The organism is Actinoplanes sp. NBRC 103695, from assembly GCF_030269485.1.
In the GTDB taxonomy this organism is placed as follows: domain Bacteria; phylum Actinomycetota; class Actinomycetes; order Mycobacteriales; family Micromonosporaceae; genus Actinoplanes.
Genome location: NZ_BSTL01000004.1, coordinates 176,776 through 191,712 on the forward strand (window position 1 = coordinate 176,776; position 14,937 = coordinate 191,712).

Genomic DNA, 14,937 nt, shown 5'->3' on the forward strand with positions numbered 1-14,937 from the left:
GCCCGGCAGGTCTGCGAGCGGGAGCGGTCACGCTCTGCCTCCCGAACCGGAAAAAAACAAGGACGCGATCATGATCTCGCTCCGCTCCCTCATGCCGCGGCCTCCTGCTCAGTCAACTGCGACAACACGATTTCCCGGTACGTCTCGTTGGAATCCATCAGGTCGGAGTGGGTGCCCTCGCCGACCACCCGGCCGTCGTCCAGCACGATGATCCGGTCGGCGTCGCGGATGGTGCTCACCCGCTGCGCCACGATCACCACGGTGGCGTCGGCCGTCTGGTCCGTCAGCGCCGCGCGCAACGCCGCGTCGGTCGCGTAGTCCAGCGCCGAGAACGAGTCGTCGAACAGGTAGATCTCCGGCTTGTGCACCAGCAGCCGGGCGATCGCCAGGCGCTGCCGCTGTCCGCCGGAGACGTTCGTGCCGCCCTGCGCGATCGCCGCGTCCAGCCGCCCGTCCATCCGCTCGACGAAGTCGCGGGCCTGCGCCACGTCGAGCGCCGCCCACAGGTCCTCGTCGGTGGCGTCCGGATTGCCGTACCTCAGGTTGGAGGCGACCGTCCCGGTGAACAGGTAGGGCCGCTGCGGCACGATGCCGACCACCCGGGACAGCAGCGCCGGGTCGAGCTCGCGCACGTCCACGCCGTCCACCAGGACCGTGCCGCCGGTCGCGTCGAACAGCCGCGGCACCAGGTTGAGCAGCGTGGTCTTGCCGGAGCCGGTGCTGCCGATCACCGCGGTCACCTCGCCGGGCCGTGCGGTCAGCGAGATGCCGCTGAGCACCGGGGCCTCGGCGCCCGGATAGTGGAAGTCCACCCCGCGCAACTCGAGGTCACCGTGCAGGCTCAGGCTGGTCACGGGCTTCGCCGCGATGCGTACGGAGGACTCGGTGTCCAGAACCTCCTCGATGCGTTCGGCGCACACCTCGGCCCGCGGGATCATGACGAACATGAAGGTGGCCATCATGATCGACATGAGGATCTGCATCAGGTAGCTGAGGAACGCGGTCAGCGCGCCGATCTGCATGTCCCCGGCGTCGATCCGGCCCGCGCCGAACCACAGCACGGCCACGCTGGACAGGTTGACCACCAGCAGCACGACCGGGAACATCAGCGCCATCAGCTTGCCGACCTTCAGCGCCACGTCGGTCACCTCGGCGTTGGCGTCCTCGTAGCGCTGCTGCTCGCGGTCGTCGCGGACGAACGCGCGGATCACCCGGATGCCGGTGATCTGCTCGCGCATCACCCGGTTGATCTTGTCGATCTTCACCTGGAGGGTGCGGAACAGCGGCCGCATCGCCCGGATGATCAGGCCGACCAGCAGCACCAGGATCGGAACGATGACCAGGATCAGGCCGGAGAGCGGCACGTCCTGGTGCAGCGCCAGCAGGATGCCGCCGAAGCACATGATCGGCGCCGACACCATCAACGTGAAGGTGAGCAGCACCAGCATCTGGACCTGCTGCACGTCGTTGGTGGTCCGGGTGATCAGCGACGGCGCGCCGAACTGGCCCACCTCGCGGGCGGAGAACTCCTGCACCCGGTCGAAGATCGCGCCCCGCACGTCCCGGCCCACCGCCATCGCGGTCCGGGCGCCGAAGTAGACGGCCACGATCTGCGCCGCGATCTGCAGCACCGTGATGCCGAGCATCTCGCCGCCGACCATCATCACGTAGCCGGTGTCGCCGTTGACCACGCCGTTGTCGATGATGTCGGCGAACATGGTCGGCAGGTAGAGCGTCGCCAGGGTCTGCACCAGCTGGAAGGCGACGACCAGCCAGATGTCTCTGCGGTAGGGCCGCAGGTGTGTTCTGAGGAGCTTGAGCAGCACTACTTTTCCCCGTTTCTCTCGTGCTTCCTCACGAGCAGTCCGTCGAGCAGCATGGACACCTGCTCGGACGCGTCGAAGTTCTCCGGGTCGCCGAACGGCCCGAACGTGTTGGCCCCGGCGAAGAGCAGCAGCAGCCGCGCGGTCGCGCTGGGGGAGCGGCGCAGCGCCGCGCCGTCCGGCTCGATCACCGCGGTGAGCGCCTCCTCGAGTGCCTGGCGCCCGCGCATCATCCGGAGCGCGGTCTCCTTGTCGTGCGTCATCGCCATGTGCCGGGCGGCGTGCATGAGCCGAGCGTTCACCAGGAACCGCTGCTGGATCAGGTCGGTGGCCACCACCAGCCGCTCCCGCAGCGGGAGCGCCGGGTCGATGCCGGCCAGCCCGTCGAGTGTCGGCTGCGGGTCGAGCACCTGGAGGAGAGCGGCGATGACCAGCGAGTTCTTGTCCTTGAAGACGCCGAAGATGGTGCCCTCGGCGACCCCGGCGGAGGCCGCGATCTGCTTGGTGCTGATCTCCAGCCCGTGCTCGTGCAGGAGCGGCACGGTCGCCTCGATCAGGGCGGCGCGCCGATCCTCGGGTGCCATTGCCGGCACGCGCCGGCGTCGTTCCTCTTGCACGTCGCCCACTCTAATGAGCGAGTGCTCACTCAGCCACTGACATTTGTCATGTCTATCTTTCTTGACATCATGTATAGAATTCTTTACATGGGAGCGGAAGAGAGACGGGTCTGGATCCTCGGCATCGTCGCGGTGCTGGGCTATGCGGCCTACTGGATCGCAGTCGGCGCCGGTGCGGGCTATCGACCGGCGATGCTGTGGACCATCGGCGCCGCCATCGCGGCCGGCATCGCCGGGCACGTCGCGGCGGTGGCGATCTGGCCCGAGGGCGCGAACCAGAAGGATCAGCGCGACCGCGAGATCGACCGGTTCGGGCAGGCCGTCGGCCAGTCGATGCTGGTGATCGGCGGCGTCGCGGCGCTCGCCCTGGCGCTGGCCGAGACGTCGTACTTCTGGATCGCCAACACGATCTACCTGGCGTTCGTACTCTCCGCCGTGCTCGGCTCCACCACCAAGCTGGTCGCCTACCGCCGGGGGTTCCACCCGTGGTGAAACCCACCCGCATCACCAACGCGATCCGCGCGCTGCGCTTCGCCACCGGCGAGATGACCCAGGCGGACCTGGCCGAACGCCTCGGCGTGACCCGGCAGACCGTCATCGCCATCGAGCAGGGCCGCTACTCGCCCTCGCTGGAGGTGGCGTTCCAGATCGCCCGCATCTTCCAGGTGCCGCTCGAGCAGGTCTTCCACTACCCGTCAGGAGACGAACCATGATGAAGGCGATCACCCAGCATCGGTACGGGTCGTACGAGGTGCTGACCTACGAGGAGATCGACCGGCCGACACCCGGCGCGGGCCAGGTGCTGCTGCGGGTGGCCGCGGCCGGTGTCGACCCCGGCCAGTGGCACATGATGGCCGGCCTGCCGCTCGCCGCCCGCCTCGCGTTCGGCCTGTCCCGCCCGCGCGCCCGGGTCCGAGGCCGCGACGTGGCCGGCACGGTCGTCGCGCTCGGCCCCGCGCTTCCTATGGGTAAGCAGAGCAAAGCGACGGTGCCCGGCCCGGCGCTTCCTATGGGTAAGCAGAGCAAAGCGACGGTGCTCGGACCGGCGCTTCCTATGGGTAAGCAGAGCAAAGCGACGGTGCGAGGGAGCGTCACGGCCCTGGCCGTGGGTGACGAGGTCTTCGGCGTGGCCGACGGCTCCTTCGCGGAGTACGCGGTGGCCAAGGCGTCACTCGTCGTGCGCCGCCCCGCGTCGGTCACGCCGGTGCAAGCGGCCGCCACGCCCACCTCCGGCTACACCGCCCTGCGCGCGATCGCGAAGACCTCCCTCGCGCCCGGTCAACGCGCGCTCGTCATCGGCGCGGGCGGCGGCGTCGGCACGATGCTGGTGCAGGTTCTCGCGTCCCGAGGGGTGCTGGTCACCGGGGCCTGCAGCGCGTCCAAGCTGGACCTGGTCCGTTCGCTGGGCGCCGCCTCGGTGATCGACTACCGCGTGTCCCCCTTGGGCGTCGGCTACGACGCGGTCTTCGACATCGCCGGCCTGCGCGGCCTCGGCGACCTGCGCGCGCTGCTCACCTCGCACGGCACGCTGGTCCTGATCGGCGGCGAGGACGACGGCCGCTGGGTGGGCGGCGCCACCACCCGCTCGCTGCGCGCCCACCTGCTCAACCTCGTCACGACCCAGCGCCTGCGCCCGGTGCTGGCCCTGGAAAATCGCGCCGACCTCGAGGAACTGGCATCCCTGCTGGCCGCCGGCACGCTCACCCCGCTGATCGACCGCACCTTCGCCCTGGCCGAAACCCCGGCAGCCCTGCGGCTCCTGATGGAGGGCGAGGCCCGCGGCAAGCTCGTCGTCACACCCTGAGCCGTTACACCTCGAGCGCGTTCACCTCAGGTGCTCGGCGAGGAGTTCGGCCGGTTGCGGGCGGCCGAGCAGGAAGCCTTGGCCGTAGCGGTAACCCAGGCCGGTGAGCAGGTACTGCTGGGCCTCGGTTTCGATGCCCTCGGCGACGACCGTGAAGTGCAGGCGATCGAACAGGCCCAGCAGGTGCCGGAGCATGGCGAGCGCCGGGTCGCTGCCGGCGGCGGCCTCCTGGATGAACCGGCGGTCGAGCTTGGCGCAGGTGATCGGCAGCCGGGTGAGAGCGGCGAAGTTGGCGAATCCGGTGCCGAAGTCGTCGAGAGCGATCCTGACACCGAGGCTCGCGAGGTTGCGCAGCACGTGCTCGTAGCGTTCGACGGCGGCGCTCTCGGTGATCTCCAGCTGGAGCTGGTCGGCGGGCAGGGCGGTCGACTCCAGGACGCCCGCGATGGTCGCGGTCAGGTCCGGGTCGGTCAGCTGGTACGGCGACACGTTGACGCTCATCACCAGGGGCAGTCCGCCTGCCCGCCACGCGGCGGCCTGCCGGCACGCCTGGTGCAGCACGGCCGCACCGAGGCGGTGGATCATCCCGTTCTGCTCGGCGAGCGCGATGAAATCCCGCGGTACGAGCAGCCGGCCGGGCTGCTGCCACCGGGCCAGGGCCTCGACGCCCATGACGCGATCGGTGTTCAGGTCGACGATCGGCTGGTAGTGGCACACGAACTCACGGTTCTCCAGGGCGTCCGGGATCGCCGCGGCGGTGTTCTGCCGGCGGAGGTCGTCGGCGGCCCGGCCGGGCTCGAAGACGCCCCGTTCGTGTCCGTCCTGGCGTGCCCAGCTCAGAGCCCGGCGGGCGTCCCGGATCCACCGATCCGGGCTCGTGCCGGCCGCCGGCTCCTCGACCAGGCCGTCGACGACCCGGAGCGGCGTGCCGCGGGTGCCGGACCCGGAACCGGCGATGGCGCTCCTGGCCTGGTCAGCGGCCTTGACAAGATCGTCGAGCGAGGCGGTGGCGGTGACGACGGCGAACAGGTCGTCGCCCAGGTGCGCCACGAAGTGCCCGTCGTCGGTGGCGAGCCGGTCCAGCCGGGCGCCGATGCCGGCGAGCAACTCGTCGAGGGCGTCACCATGGGCGTCGGACAGCTGGCCGAAGTCGCCGATGCTGAGCAGGCACACGCCCAGCCGCCCGGTCTCCGCGGCCTCGGTGATCCGTTCGGTGAGGTGGTCGTACAGGTGGGCGCGGTTGGGCAGCAGCGAGTACGGATCGTGCAGCTGCTGCCGGCGCAGACGGTCCTGCTGGTCGGCGAACACCCGCCGCCAGTGCAGCTTCTCGGCGCGGTTGAGGGTCTCCGCCGCGCGTACGGCCGCGGTGCGTTGCGCGCTGCTGGCCCCGGCGGCGATCCGGCCCAGCACGCTCGGGATCCGCTCGTGGTCCGAGGCGCCGGACACCAGCCGCGGCAGCCGTTCCGCGAGGAGCGCGATCGTGGCGCCGATCGCCGCCGGTGAGCCCATGCGCAGCTCGACCAGCCGCACCCCAACCCCGTGCCCAGCCGTCTGATCGGGTTCCGGTGCGCGGAGAGCGGCAAGCAAGTCGTGCAGCAGCAGTTCGAGGGACGCCCGGGTGCGAGCACGGCCCGCGGGCAGGAACCCCACGGCGGCGACCGCGGCGGTCCACCGGCGGGCGGTCTCCTGAACGGCAGGTGGTGGCGGCGGCGACGCGGCATCGCTGTCGGCCATCGCGGCGGTCCCTTCACTCGGCTGCCTCACGGGCCGAGGAGGCGAGGACCATCCGACCATGGTGGACAGCCGTGTGCCAGCAGAGCCCGCACGCCCGTCCCCACGAGATCAACCAGAAGGTAGGCGCAGGTCGACGCGGGTCCGGAGGAGGCCGGCCACCGACCGGAGACGTGACCGTTTGAGCGCCATATGGTGAAACGGCGACCCCGGACGAGTGACGGCGCTCAGCGTTTGCGTGCCACCGCACCCAGCCCGGTCGGCGTCGGCGGGTCGTCGGCATCCTCCGGGTCCGGGAACCAGTCGGTCACGGCGGTGACGCCCGGGTCGAGGATGTCGAAACCGGGGCCGATCAGCGCGGCGACCTCCGCGGCCGACCGGATGGTCGCCGGGGTGGGGGTGTTCTCGTACAGTTTCACCACCCGGGCCTGCTCCTCCAGTCCCGCCGGTGTGGTGTCCGGTCCGAGGTGCGACACCACCAGGTAGCTGCCCTTGACCAGCGCGTCGCCGATCTTCGAGACGATCTCGGCGGGCTTCGCCGTGTCCGGGACGAAGTGCCAGACCGCGACGGTCAGCACCGCCACCGGCCGGGCGAAGTCCAGCAGGTCCAGCACATCCGGGTGATAGAGGATCGAGTCGGGCTCGCGCAGGTCCCCCTCGATCACCCGGGCCCGCGGGTTACCGCGCAGCAGGCTGCGGCTCTGCTCGACCGCGATCGGGTCGATGTCGACGTACATGACCTTCGCCTCGGGGTCGGCCTCCTGGGCCACCTCGTGCACGTTGCCGATCGTCGGGATGCCGGACCCGATGTCGAGGAACTGGGTGATCCCGGCCGCCGCCAGCCATCGGATCGAGCGTCCGAGAAAGGCCCGGTTGGCCCGCGCCAGAACCTCCGCGCCGGGCATGAGCCCTTTGGCGCGCTCCCAGAACTCGCGGTCCACCTCGAAGTGGTGGTCACCGCCGAGCGCGTAGTCGTAGATCCGTGCCGCGTGCGGGACGGTGATGTCCACGCCGCCGGGCACCCAATCAGGTTTCTGCGTCACCGTGACCCCCGCTGCACACTCGATCGGGTTACGCCGATCATCCTATGTGCCCGCTCACCCGCCGCCCGGTCCCACCACAGGACCGTGCATCACCAGCAAAACCTCCGGCCATCACCCGACTATAGTCGCTCGACTAGTAAGCAGAGCTCATCGGTAGCCAGTCTCGTCGGCGGTTTTCCACGGGTTCGCCGGGCGAGTAGCTGCTCTCGCCGAGGATCAGCGGCCACCGGCCGGTGCTGTGGTGGCCGGCCCGCGGCGAGCCCCAGAGGCCCGGCGGGGAGGGTCGTCGGTGATCCAGGCGAGCGGTCCGGCCTTCCGCCCTGGAGGGAGTTCCCTGTGCGCACCGTACCGGCGGGACCGTCCCGCTCCCCGGAGGGAACGGGACGGCCGCCGGAAGAACCACCTGTCAGAGGGCCGGAAGAACCACCTGTCAGAGGGTCAGGGCCCACCGGTTGAGCACGCCGGTGTCCTGGGACGCGGCGTCCTGGACCCGGAGCTTCCAGGAGCCGTTCGCCGTCTCGGTGCTGAGGTTGACGGTGAACGTCTTCTTGAGGTCGTCCGCGCTGCCGTCGGCGCGGTTGTGCAGGACGTACGCGGTGCCGTCCGGTGCGATCAGCGACACCACCAGGTCACCACGCCAGGTGTGGGTGATGTCGACGGTCACCGTGCTGCTCTGCGACGGCGTGGCCTCGCAGCCGCTGATGATGATCTCGCTGTCGAAGGTGGAGTTGTCGTTGATCACGACGTCGCTCTCGTTGCTGCCGTTGCAGCCGGGAAGGCCGTTCACGGTCAGGTTCACCGTCACCGTACGGGCGACCGACGGCGACGTGGCGACCAGTGTGAGCTGGTAGGTGCCCGAGCCGAGCGTCTCCGACGTGGTGATCGTGGCCGTGGTCGAGCCGCCCGCGGTGACCGTGGCCGGGTCGAAGTCGACCGTGACGCCGGCCGGGAGCCCGGTCGCCGAGAACGTGACGTCCTCGGCCTCGCCGGCGATGACCGTGGTGTTCACCGTCGTCGTGGCGGTCTCGCCCGGGTCGACGGTGAGGGACGTCGGCGTGGCGGCGGCCGTGAAGTTGTTCGCCACGCAGTCGTCGTTGTCGCCGCCGGCCACGTTGACCGAGTTCCACGCCGACTGCACGGCCTTGAACTCGGGGCTGCACAGGCCGTACAGGTCCGTCGCCGCGGCCAGGCTGTGCGCCCGGGCCGAGTTGGACGGCGTCGTGGTGTTGACGTACGGGGTGTTCGAGACGAAGTACGTGTCGAGCGCCCGGAACCAGATCTTCTCCGCCTTGGCCCGGCCGATGCCGGTCACCGGGGCGGCCGCGCCGCAGAGCGGGGAGTTGCCGTACTCGGTCTCGCCACTGCCCTCGGCCAGGTTGAAGAAGAAGTGGTTGGCCGGGCCCGAGGAGTAGTGCACGTCGACGTTCTTGGTCGAGGTGGACCAGCAGCTGTGCGAGGCGCCGTCCAGCGACGGGTTGTACATGTAGCGCAGCGGCTCGCCCGTACCGAAGATGTCGATCTTCTCGCCGATGTCGTAGTCACCCGGGTCGGTGGCGTTGTCGGCGTAGAACTCCACCATGTTGCCGAAGATGTCGCTGGTGGCCTCGTTGAGACCGCCGGACTCGCCGGAGTAGGTGAGGCCGCCGGGCACCACGTTCTCGGTGACGCCGTGCGACATCTCGTGGCCGGCCACGTCGATCGCGACCAGCGGGCGGGCGTTGCCCTCGCCGTCGCCGTACGTCATCTGCGCGCCGTCCCAGAACGCGTTGACGTACGCGCTGCCGTAGTGCACCCGCGACGGCACGCCCGTGCCGTTGCCGAAGATGCCGTTGCGGCCGTGCACGTTGGTGAAGTAGTCGAACGTCTTCGCCGCGCCGTAGTGCGCGTCGACCGCGGCGGACGCCCGGTCGCTGTTGGCGCCGTTGCCCCACACGTTGTCGGCGTCGGTGAAGGTGGTGCAGGTGCCCGAGGTGCGGTTACCCATGTCGCAGGTGCGTCCGCTGCCGTGGGCGGGGTCGACCAGGGAGTACGAGGATCCGGACTGCGTCGAGTCGACGGCCACGGTGCCGGTGTAGATGCCGGTGCCGCTGCCGACGACCTGCTCGATCTCGTCGTACGAGCCGATCCACGCGCCGGTCCTGGCGTCGGCGATGACGTGCAGCTTCGACGGGGTCTGGCCGTCCGGCGCCCAGCCGGTGACCACGGTCTCCCAGGCGAGGCGGCCGGTGCCGCTGCTCGCGTCGACGAAGAGCTCGGGCTTGCCGGTCGAGGTCACCTTGCCCTTGAAGGTCGCGGTCGCCGCGGTGCGGGCCTTGGCCTGCGCGTACGCCGGGGTGGTGTCCAGGTTCAGCGGCTTGTCGAGGCCGGCCGTGGAACCGGCGTAGGCGCCGTCCTTCTTGGTGCGGATGATCAGGTCGCCGCCGTACACCCGGAGGCCGTTGTAGGTCCGGGTGTAGCGGGTCACCCCGAGTCCGGTGCTGTCGGTCTTGCTGCTGTAGACCGCGAACGTGTCCTTGGCCGAGCCGCGGACGTCGGCCTGGTGCGCCTGGAGCGCGGAGCCGGCGGCGGCGAGCAGTGACGGTGCGGGTTTCGGCGGTGCGGCGGACGCGGTCGTGGCGGTGACCACGAGACCGGTTCCGGCCAGCAGGGTGATGCCGGCCAGAGCGAGAGCCGTTTTCAAGCTTGTCTCCCCACTCGAAAGATGAACCTTCTTCGATATCTGAGATCATGGAAGGTTCAACCGTCATTGGGAAGACATTGACGTAAGTAAATTTAAGGTTTCTTGGCGGTACCGGGAAGTGGTATAGGTCGAAGGCCGCTGTTCCACTTCCGTCCCCGCGGCCGGACCGGGGGCTACGGTCGGTCCATGCGCATCCAGGGCAAGCTCCTCGACCGCTTCAACGGCTGTGTCACGGCGGCGCAGAACTCGAAACGCTGGGGTCCGGCGGCGCGGCGCCGGCTCACCGTCATCACCTACACGGGCCGCCGCTCGGGCCGCACGTTCAGCACCCCGGTCGGCTACCGCCGCACCGACGACGGCGTCGTCATCGGCGTGCGGCTGCCCGACTCGAAGGCGTGGTGGCGCAACTTCCTGGACGAGGGCGGCCCGATCTCCCTGCGCCTCGACGACACCGACCGGACCGGCCACGCGACCGCCCATCGCGACGCCAAGGGCCGCGTGAGCGTGACCGTGCGCCTCGACGCCTGACGGAGATCAGCGCTGGAGGCCCTTCCACTCCCGCGCGAGAATGGCCCAGACCTCGGTGTCGTGGCGCTTGTCCAGGTAGGGGAAATCCTCGCGGAGCGTGCCCTCCAGGGTCATGCCCAGCCGCCGGGCGACCGCGCGGCTCGCCTCGTTGTCCGGGCGGCACTTCCAGTTCGCCCGATGCCAGCCGCGCTCGGTGAAGGCGTAGTCGAGCAGCCGGGCCGCCGCGCGGGTGACCAGGCCCCGGCCGGCGCCGGCCGGTTCCAGCCAGCAGCCCACCTCGCACTGGCCCGCGGCGGCGTCGACGTTGATCAGCATGACGCCGCCGACCAGGGTGCCGTCCAGCCAGATGCCGAACAGCCGGGCCTTGTCCTCGGCCTGCAGGTCGGCGTAGCGCTGCAGGACCCCGCGGGCCGACTCGAGGTCGGTGCTGCGGGACGTCCAGGGGATCCACGGGTCGACGTAGTCGCGGGCGCGGTCGATGTGCGCCAGGAATTCCTCGGCCTGCCACGGTTCGAGGGGGCGCAACCGCGCCCCCTCGCTCAGCTCTGTCACGAACACACCGCGGAGCCTAACCGGCCGTGAGCCTCAGGTAATCCAGATTGAAGCCGCCGGTCTCACAGAACACCGTCACCAGCTGATCGCCGGCCGCGAGCGTCACCGGCACGTGGATCGACCGGTATGCGGCCCAGCCGCCGGTGTCCGGGACGGAGACGGTCGCCGGCGCGGTCCCGGCCGCGTCCCGGAACGTGATGGCGTCCGGCGCGGCGGCCCCGGATCCGTTGGCCACGCGCAACTCCAGGTCGTAGGAGCCGGCGACGGCGAGGTTCACCCGGTAGGACAGCCAGTTGCCGGGCGCCGTCCAGCCGACGTTCTTGCCGCCACTGGCCGACGCGGTGCTCTCGATGAAGGTGGCGCCGCCCTCGGTCCAGCCGTGCTGCGCGGCGTACGCCTCGGCCTCGACGATCGCGCCGGCCGGAGCTCCCGCCGGGCCGACCGTCAGATGGACGGTCACGTCCTTGCTCCGGACGCCGTCGGTCGCGGTGACGACGAATTCCCGGACGCCGGGGGTGGTGGGCCGGACGGTGAGGGAGCTGCCCTGGAGCGTCACGTCGCCGGGCAGATCGGCGCCGTAGAAGGAGATCGGCCCGCGACCGGTCGCCCGGAGCGGGATCGTCACCGTGCTCCACTGATCCGCCGTCACCGGTGGGACCGCGGCGACCGAGAACCCGTGGGACGTGGACGGCGGATCGGCGCGCCAGCGGTACGTGGCCCACGCCCCGGCCGGCACCGGCACCGTGAACGAACGGCCGGCCATCGTCAGCCGTACCGGGGTGGGAACGGTGTTGCTGTTGCCCAGGACCGCCACGAACTGGTCGCCGTCGCGGAACACCACGTTGCTCACCCCGGCGGCGGGCGCGCTGGACGCCACGCGCACGTGCCGCGGCGTCAGGTAGCGGGCGAACTGGCCGAGCTGGTACAGCTCCTCGCGTACCGAAAAGCTCCGGGTCCCGGTGTTGACCTTGACCATCCGGTTGGGCCACTTGGTGGTGCGGCCGACCTCTTCCCAGTCCACGTTGTTGTCGCGCTTGTCGGTCCAGTGCAGCGTGCCGCCGTCCTGGTCGGTGGTCTGCGCCCAGAGGATGTACGAGCTCGCGTCCAGCCGGAAGTAGCTGCTCACGGTGGCGGGGCTGAGGTCGCTGGTCTCGGTCATGTGCACCGGCTTGCCGAACTCGCGCCGCGCGTCGCGCATCACGGCCGGGTCACCCCAGTACGGGTGGAAGGCGATGCCGTCGGCCGCCCGGCGTACGCGCGGGTCGTTGAAGATCCGGTGGTAGTTCTTGGTCTCGGTGCTGTTCGGATCGCGCCAGTCCCAGAAGTTGAAGTCGTGCACGTACAGCCCGGTGTCCAGGCCTGCCGCGCGGACCTCGCGTCTGATGGCGAGCGCGAGCTTCTGCTGCTGCTCCCAGCTGATGTCCATGGCCGGGTAGACCACGTCCATCCCCGGCTCGTTGAGCAGGGTCAGGGTGTCGACGTGGATGCCGTGCGCCGCGTACGCCCGCAGGAACTTGACGTAGTAGCGGGCGAACACGTCGATGCAGTCGTCGCGCAGCTTGCCGACCTGGTAGTGCGCGCCCGCGCTGCCCGGGAGCGGCGCGACCTCGCCGGTGAACCGGTTGTTCGTCTTCATCCACGCGGGCGCGCTCCACGCCGACGCGAAGAAGGTGGCCTCCGGGTTGACCCGCTGGATCGCCTTGATCGTGGCGATGATCCTGGTGTCGACGTCCCGCCGGATCGAGAAGTGCTTCAGCTCGAAGTCCTCGGTCTCGCCCGCCGGCAACTCGTCGTAGGACCAGAACGGCAGGTGCTCGATCAGGTCCGGACTGCCGATGGTGAGCCGGAACCGGTCGAAGCCGGCCCCGCTGCCCGGGTCGGCGAGGAGGCGGATCGCCCGGTTGCGTTCGGCCGGGGTGAGCTTCCACAGATTGGACACACTGGTCTCATCAAGAGAGAAACCCATCCCGGTGTACGCCTGGGAGGCGCGGCTGGGGTCGATGACGACGGTGGTGTCCGCGGGGCCGTTCGTGGCTCGTGGCGCCCTGGCCCAGTGGTGACCCGCCTGGTCGGAGTAGGTCCCGGCGACCGACGGAACCGGCGTGGCCGACGCCGCCGGTGCGGCCGTCAGCACGAGCGCGAGCGTAACCGTGACGGATGTCAATATGCGCCTCATAGGCAAACACCTTAAACAAAGCCGTGACGTGTGGTCGATAACTCATCGCGGATGATCGGCTCCGGTGCCAGACTTCGGCTCATGAGCTGGCTCGACGCCTTCTACCACGCGACCTGGCAGGTCACCGGCACCCAGTCGATCTACTGGCGGGAGATCGTCGGCAACGCGTTCGGGCTCGGCTCGGCGCTGTTCGGGCTGCGCCGCATGGTGTGGGCGTGGCCGGTCGGCATCGTCGGCAACGTGCTGCTGTTCACCGTGTTCATGGGTCAGGCGGTCGGCAACGACCAGGGCACCCCGCTCTACGGCCAGGCCTCCCGCCAGGTCTTCTTCCTGATCACCAGCGTGTACGGGTGGTGGCGCTGGCGGCAGAACAGGCGCACCGGCGACGGCGTGGCGGTGACCCCGCGCTGGGCGAGCAACCGGCAGCGGGTGGCTCTGCTGGGCATCGCCCTGGCCGCGGTGGTGGTCTGCTTCGTGGTGTTCCGGGCGATCGGCGCCGGCTTCCCGGTGCCGTGGTGGTACTACCTGGCCGACTCCTGGATCTTCGTCGGCTCCATGCTGGCCACCTACGCCATGGCCCGCGGCTGGGTCGAGTTCTGGCTCTGCTGGATCGCCGTCGACCTGGTCGGGGTGCCCGAGCTGCTCCACTTCGGCTATTACCCCTCGGCCCTGCTGTACGCGTTCTACGCGGCGTTCGTGATCTGGGGTTTCGTCGTGTGGCTGCGGATCTCGCGACGCGACGCGATCCTGCCGCCCCGCCTGGAAGCGGTCGGCTGAACTTTCCCCTTTTCGCCGCCCCCGTGATCCTCGGTGCGGTTTATTCGCGGCATGCGACTCAGGAACTCTCTCGTTGCCGCGGGCGTGCTGGCCGGCCTCCTCGCCGCGGCGGCCCCGTCGGCGGCGGCCGGCCCCGACCTCTGGCTCCAGGACGGCTACGGACCCGGCCGGACGGGCTACAACCCGTCCGAATCGGTGATCAACACCGGCACCGTCGCCAAGCTCAAGCTCCGCTGGACCGTGAAGGCCACGCTCGAGCCGGAGGGCTGCGAGCCCAAGCCACAGCCGCCGCTGGTCGCCAACGGGAAGATGTTCCTGCTGAACGACGGCTCCATCTCCGCCTACAACAACGTCAACGGCAAGAAGCTGTGGACGGTCGGCCAGGCCTACTTCGACGGCAACCGGATGACGGTGGCCGGCGGCTACGTCCTCGGCACCGAGGTCAACTGCTTCTCGCAGAGCGACTACTCCACCAACGTCGTGGCCATCAACCCGAACACCGGCCAGCTGGTCTGGGACGAGATCCAGAGCTACAGCATCACCAGCTCGGTCGCCGACAAGGGCGTCTTCGTGGTCTCCGGCGTCTGCGGCATCTGCGACGACGAGGAGTACGGCGTCACCGCGTTCCGCATCTCCGACGGCAAGCGCCTGTGGAGCCGCACCAACCACATCCTGGCCGGGCCGGTGTCGGCGAACGGCCGGATCGTGCTGCGCGACACCCGGCACGCGCAGATCCAGATCGTCGACATCGCCGACGGTGACGTCCTGGGCGGCGCCGCGGCCTGGCAGGTCGCCGCGGCCAACCCGGCCGGCACCCAGTTCTACCTCTTCAACACGGCCGGGATCGCCGCCTTCGACGCGTCCGCCATGAAGGCCAAGTGGACGGTGCGGAAGGAGTCCGGCGCCCTCATCTCGGACGGCAAGCGGGTCTTCGTCGCCTCGGCCAACCGGATCAACGCGTACAACGCCACCACCGGCAAGCTCACCTGGACCCGGGCCCTGGCCGACCCACGCAAGCTGATCCGGGCCGGCGGCCTGCTCTACGCCCTCTCCGGCAAGAAGCTTGTCATCCTCGCCCCGGCCACCGGCAAGACCGTCGTCAACGGCACCGCCTACGGCGCCGTGACCGACCACGTGGTCGCCACCGGCGGCCGCCTCTACACCACCAGCGGCTCCACGGTTCGCGCCTACACCCCCTGACCCGCA

General features: G+C 69.9%; 13 protein-coding genes. 6 read left to right on the forward strand and 7 right to left on the reverse strand.

All coding sequences use genetic code 11. The features are described 5' to 3' along the window. Window positions 1-89: 89 nt before the first annotated feature. The gene (locus tag QSK31_RS07680; RefSeq protein ID WP_285682298.1) at window positions 90-1,826 is read right to left on the reverse strand and encodes an ABC transporter ATP-binding protein; all 1,737 of its coding nucleotides are present in this window, start codon (window positions 1,824-1,826) and stop codon (window positions 90-92) included. After that, the gene (locus tag QSK31_RS07685) at window positions 1,826-2,440 is read right to left on the reverse strand and encodes a TetR/AcrR family transcriptional regulator (RefSeq protein WP_285682300.1); all 615 of its coding nucleotides are present in this window, start codon (window positions 2,438-2,440) and stop codon (window positions 1,826-1,828) included. Before QSK31_RS07685 ends, QSK31_RS07680 begins: the two co-directional genes overlap by 1 nt. 87 nt (window positions 2,441-2,527) lie before the next feature. Between QSK31_RS07685 and QSK31_RS07690 the strand changes: the two genes are divergently transcribed. From QSK31_RS07690 to QSK31_RS07700, 3 genes are read left to right on the forward strand one after another with little or no spacing between them, the layout of a single operon-like run. After that, the gene (locus tag QSK31_RS07690) at window positions 2,528-2,932 is read left to right on the forward strand and encodes a hypothetical protein (RefSeq protein ID WP_285682302.1); all 405 of its coding nucleotides are present in this window, start codon (window positions 2,528-2,530) and stop codon (window positions 2,930-2,932) included. Next, window positions 2,926-3,153 carry a helix-turn-helix transcriptional regulator gene (locus QSK31_RS07695; protein ID WP_285682304.1) on the forward strand — a complete coding sequence of 76 codons (228 nt, stop codon included), beginning with the start codon at window positions 2,926-2,928 and terminating at the stop codon, window positions 3,151-3,153. Before QSK31_RS07690 ends, QSK31_RS07695 begins: the two co-directional genes overlap by 7 nt. After that, on the forward strand, window positions 3,150-4,244 hold the full coding sequence (locus tag QSK31_RS07700; protein WP_285682306.1) for an NAD(P)-dependent alcohol dehydrogenase: 1,095 nt from the start codon (window positions 3,150-3,152) through the stop codon (window positions 4,242-4,244). Before QSK31_RS07695 ends, QSK31_RS07700 begins: the two co-directional genes overlap by 4 nt. Window positions 4,245-4,265: 21 nt before the next feature. Here QSK31_RS07700 and QSK31_RS07705 read toward each other — a convergent pair whose 3' ends face one another. The 3 genes from QSK31_RS07705 to QSK31_RS07715 all read right to left on the reverse strand — a co-directional run bounded on the left by QSK31_RS07705 (window position 4,266) and on the right by QSK31_RS07715 (window position 9,698). After that, complete coding sequence (locus QSK31_RS07705; protein ID WP_285682308.1) at window positions 4,266-5,978, reverse strand: putative bifunctional diguanylate cyclase/phosphodiesterase; 1,713 nt, start codon at window positions 5,976-5,978, stop codon at window positions 4,266-4,268. Window positions 5,979-6,202: 224 nt separating this feature from the next. Beyond that, entirely contained in the window at window positions 6,203-7,018 is an 816-nt protein-coding gene (locus QSK31_RS07710) for an SAM-dependent methyltransferase (RefSeq protein ID WP_285682311.1), read from the reverse strand. A 430-nt stretch (window positions 7,019-7,448) separates the two neighbouring features. Further along, window positions 7,449-9,698 carry a M4 family metallopeptidase gene (locus QSK31_RS07715; protein ID WP_285682313.1) on the reverse strand — a complete coding sequence of 750 codons (2,250 nt, stop codon included), beginning with the start codon at window positions 9,696-9,698 and terminating at the stop codon, window positions 7,449-7,451. 186 nt (window positions 9,699-9,884) lie between these two features. On the opposite strand from QSK31_RS07715, the gene QSK31_RS07720 reads away from it, so the two are divergent. Beyond that, window positions 9,885-10,226: a PNPOx family protein gene (locus QSK31_RS07720; RefSeq protein WP_285682315.1), complete on the forward strand. Its 342-nt coding sequence runs from the start codon at window positions 9,885-9,887 to the stop codon at window positions 10,224-10,226. Window positions 10,227-10,232: 6 nt separating this feature from the next. On the opposite strand, the gene QSK31_RS07725 is transcribed toward QSK31_RS07720, so the two are convergent. Further along, window positions 10,233-10,784 carry a GNAT family N-acetyltransferase gene (locus QSK31_RS07725; protein WP_285682317.1) on the reverse strand — a complete coding sequence of 184 codons (552 nt, stop codon included), beginning with the start codon at window positions 10,782-10,784 and terminating at the stop codon, window positions 10,233-10,235. 10 nt (window positions 10,785-10,794) lie between these two features. Then, window positions 10,795-12,954, reverse strand: coding sequence for a carbohydrate-binding protein (locus QSK31_RS07730; protein WP_285682319.1), 2,160 nt, complete (start codon window positions 12,952-12,954; stop codon window positions 10,795-10,797). A gap of 81 nt (window positions 12,955-13,035) precedes the next feature. Here QSK31_RS07730 and QSK31_RS07735 point away from each other — a divergent pair, with 81 nt between their 5' ends. Continuing rightward, window positions 13,036-13,731 carry a nicotinamide mononucleotide transporter family protein gene (locus QSK31_RS07735; protein ID WP_285682321.1) on the forward strand — a complete coding sequence of 232 codons (696 nt, stop codon included), beginning with the start codon at window positions 13,036-13,038 and terminating at the stop codon, window positions 13,729-13,731. A 51-nt stretch (window positions 13,732-13,782) separates the two neighbouring features. Next, on the forward strand, window positions 13,783-14,931 hold the full coding sequence (locus QSK31_RS07740) for an outer membrane protein assembly factor BamB family protein (protein ID WP_285682323.1): 1,149 nt from the start codon (window positions 13,783-13,785) through the stop codon (window positions 14,929-14,931). Window positions 14,932-14,937: the final 6 nt, after the last annotated feature.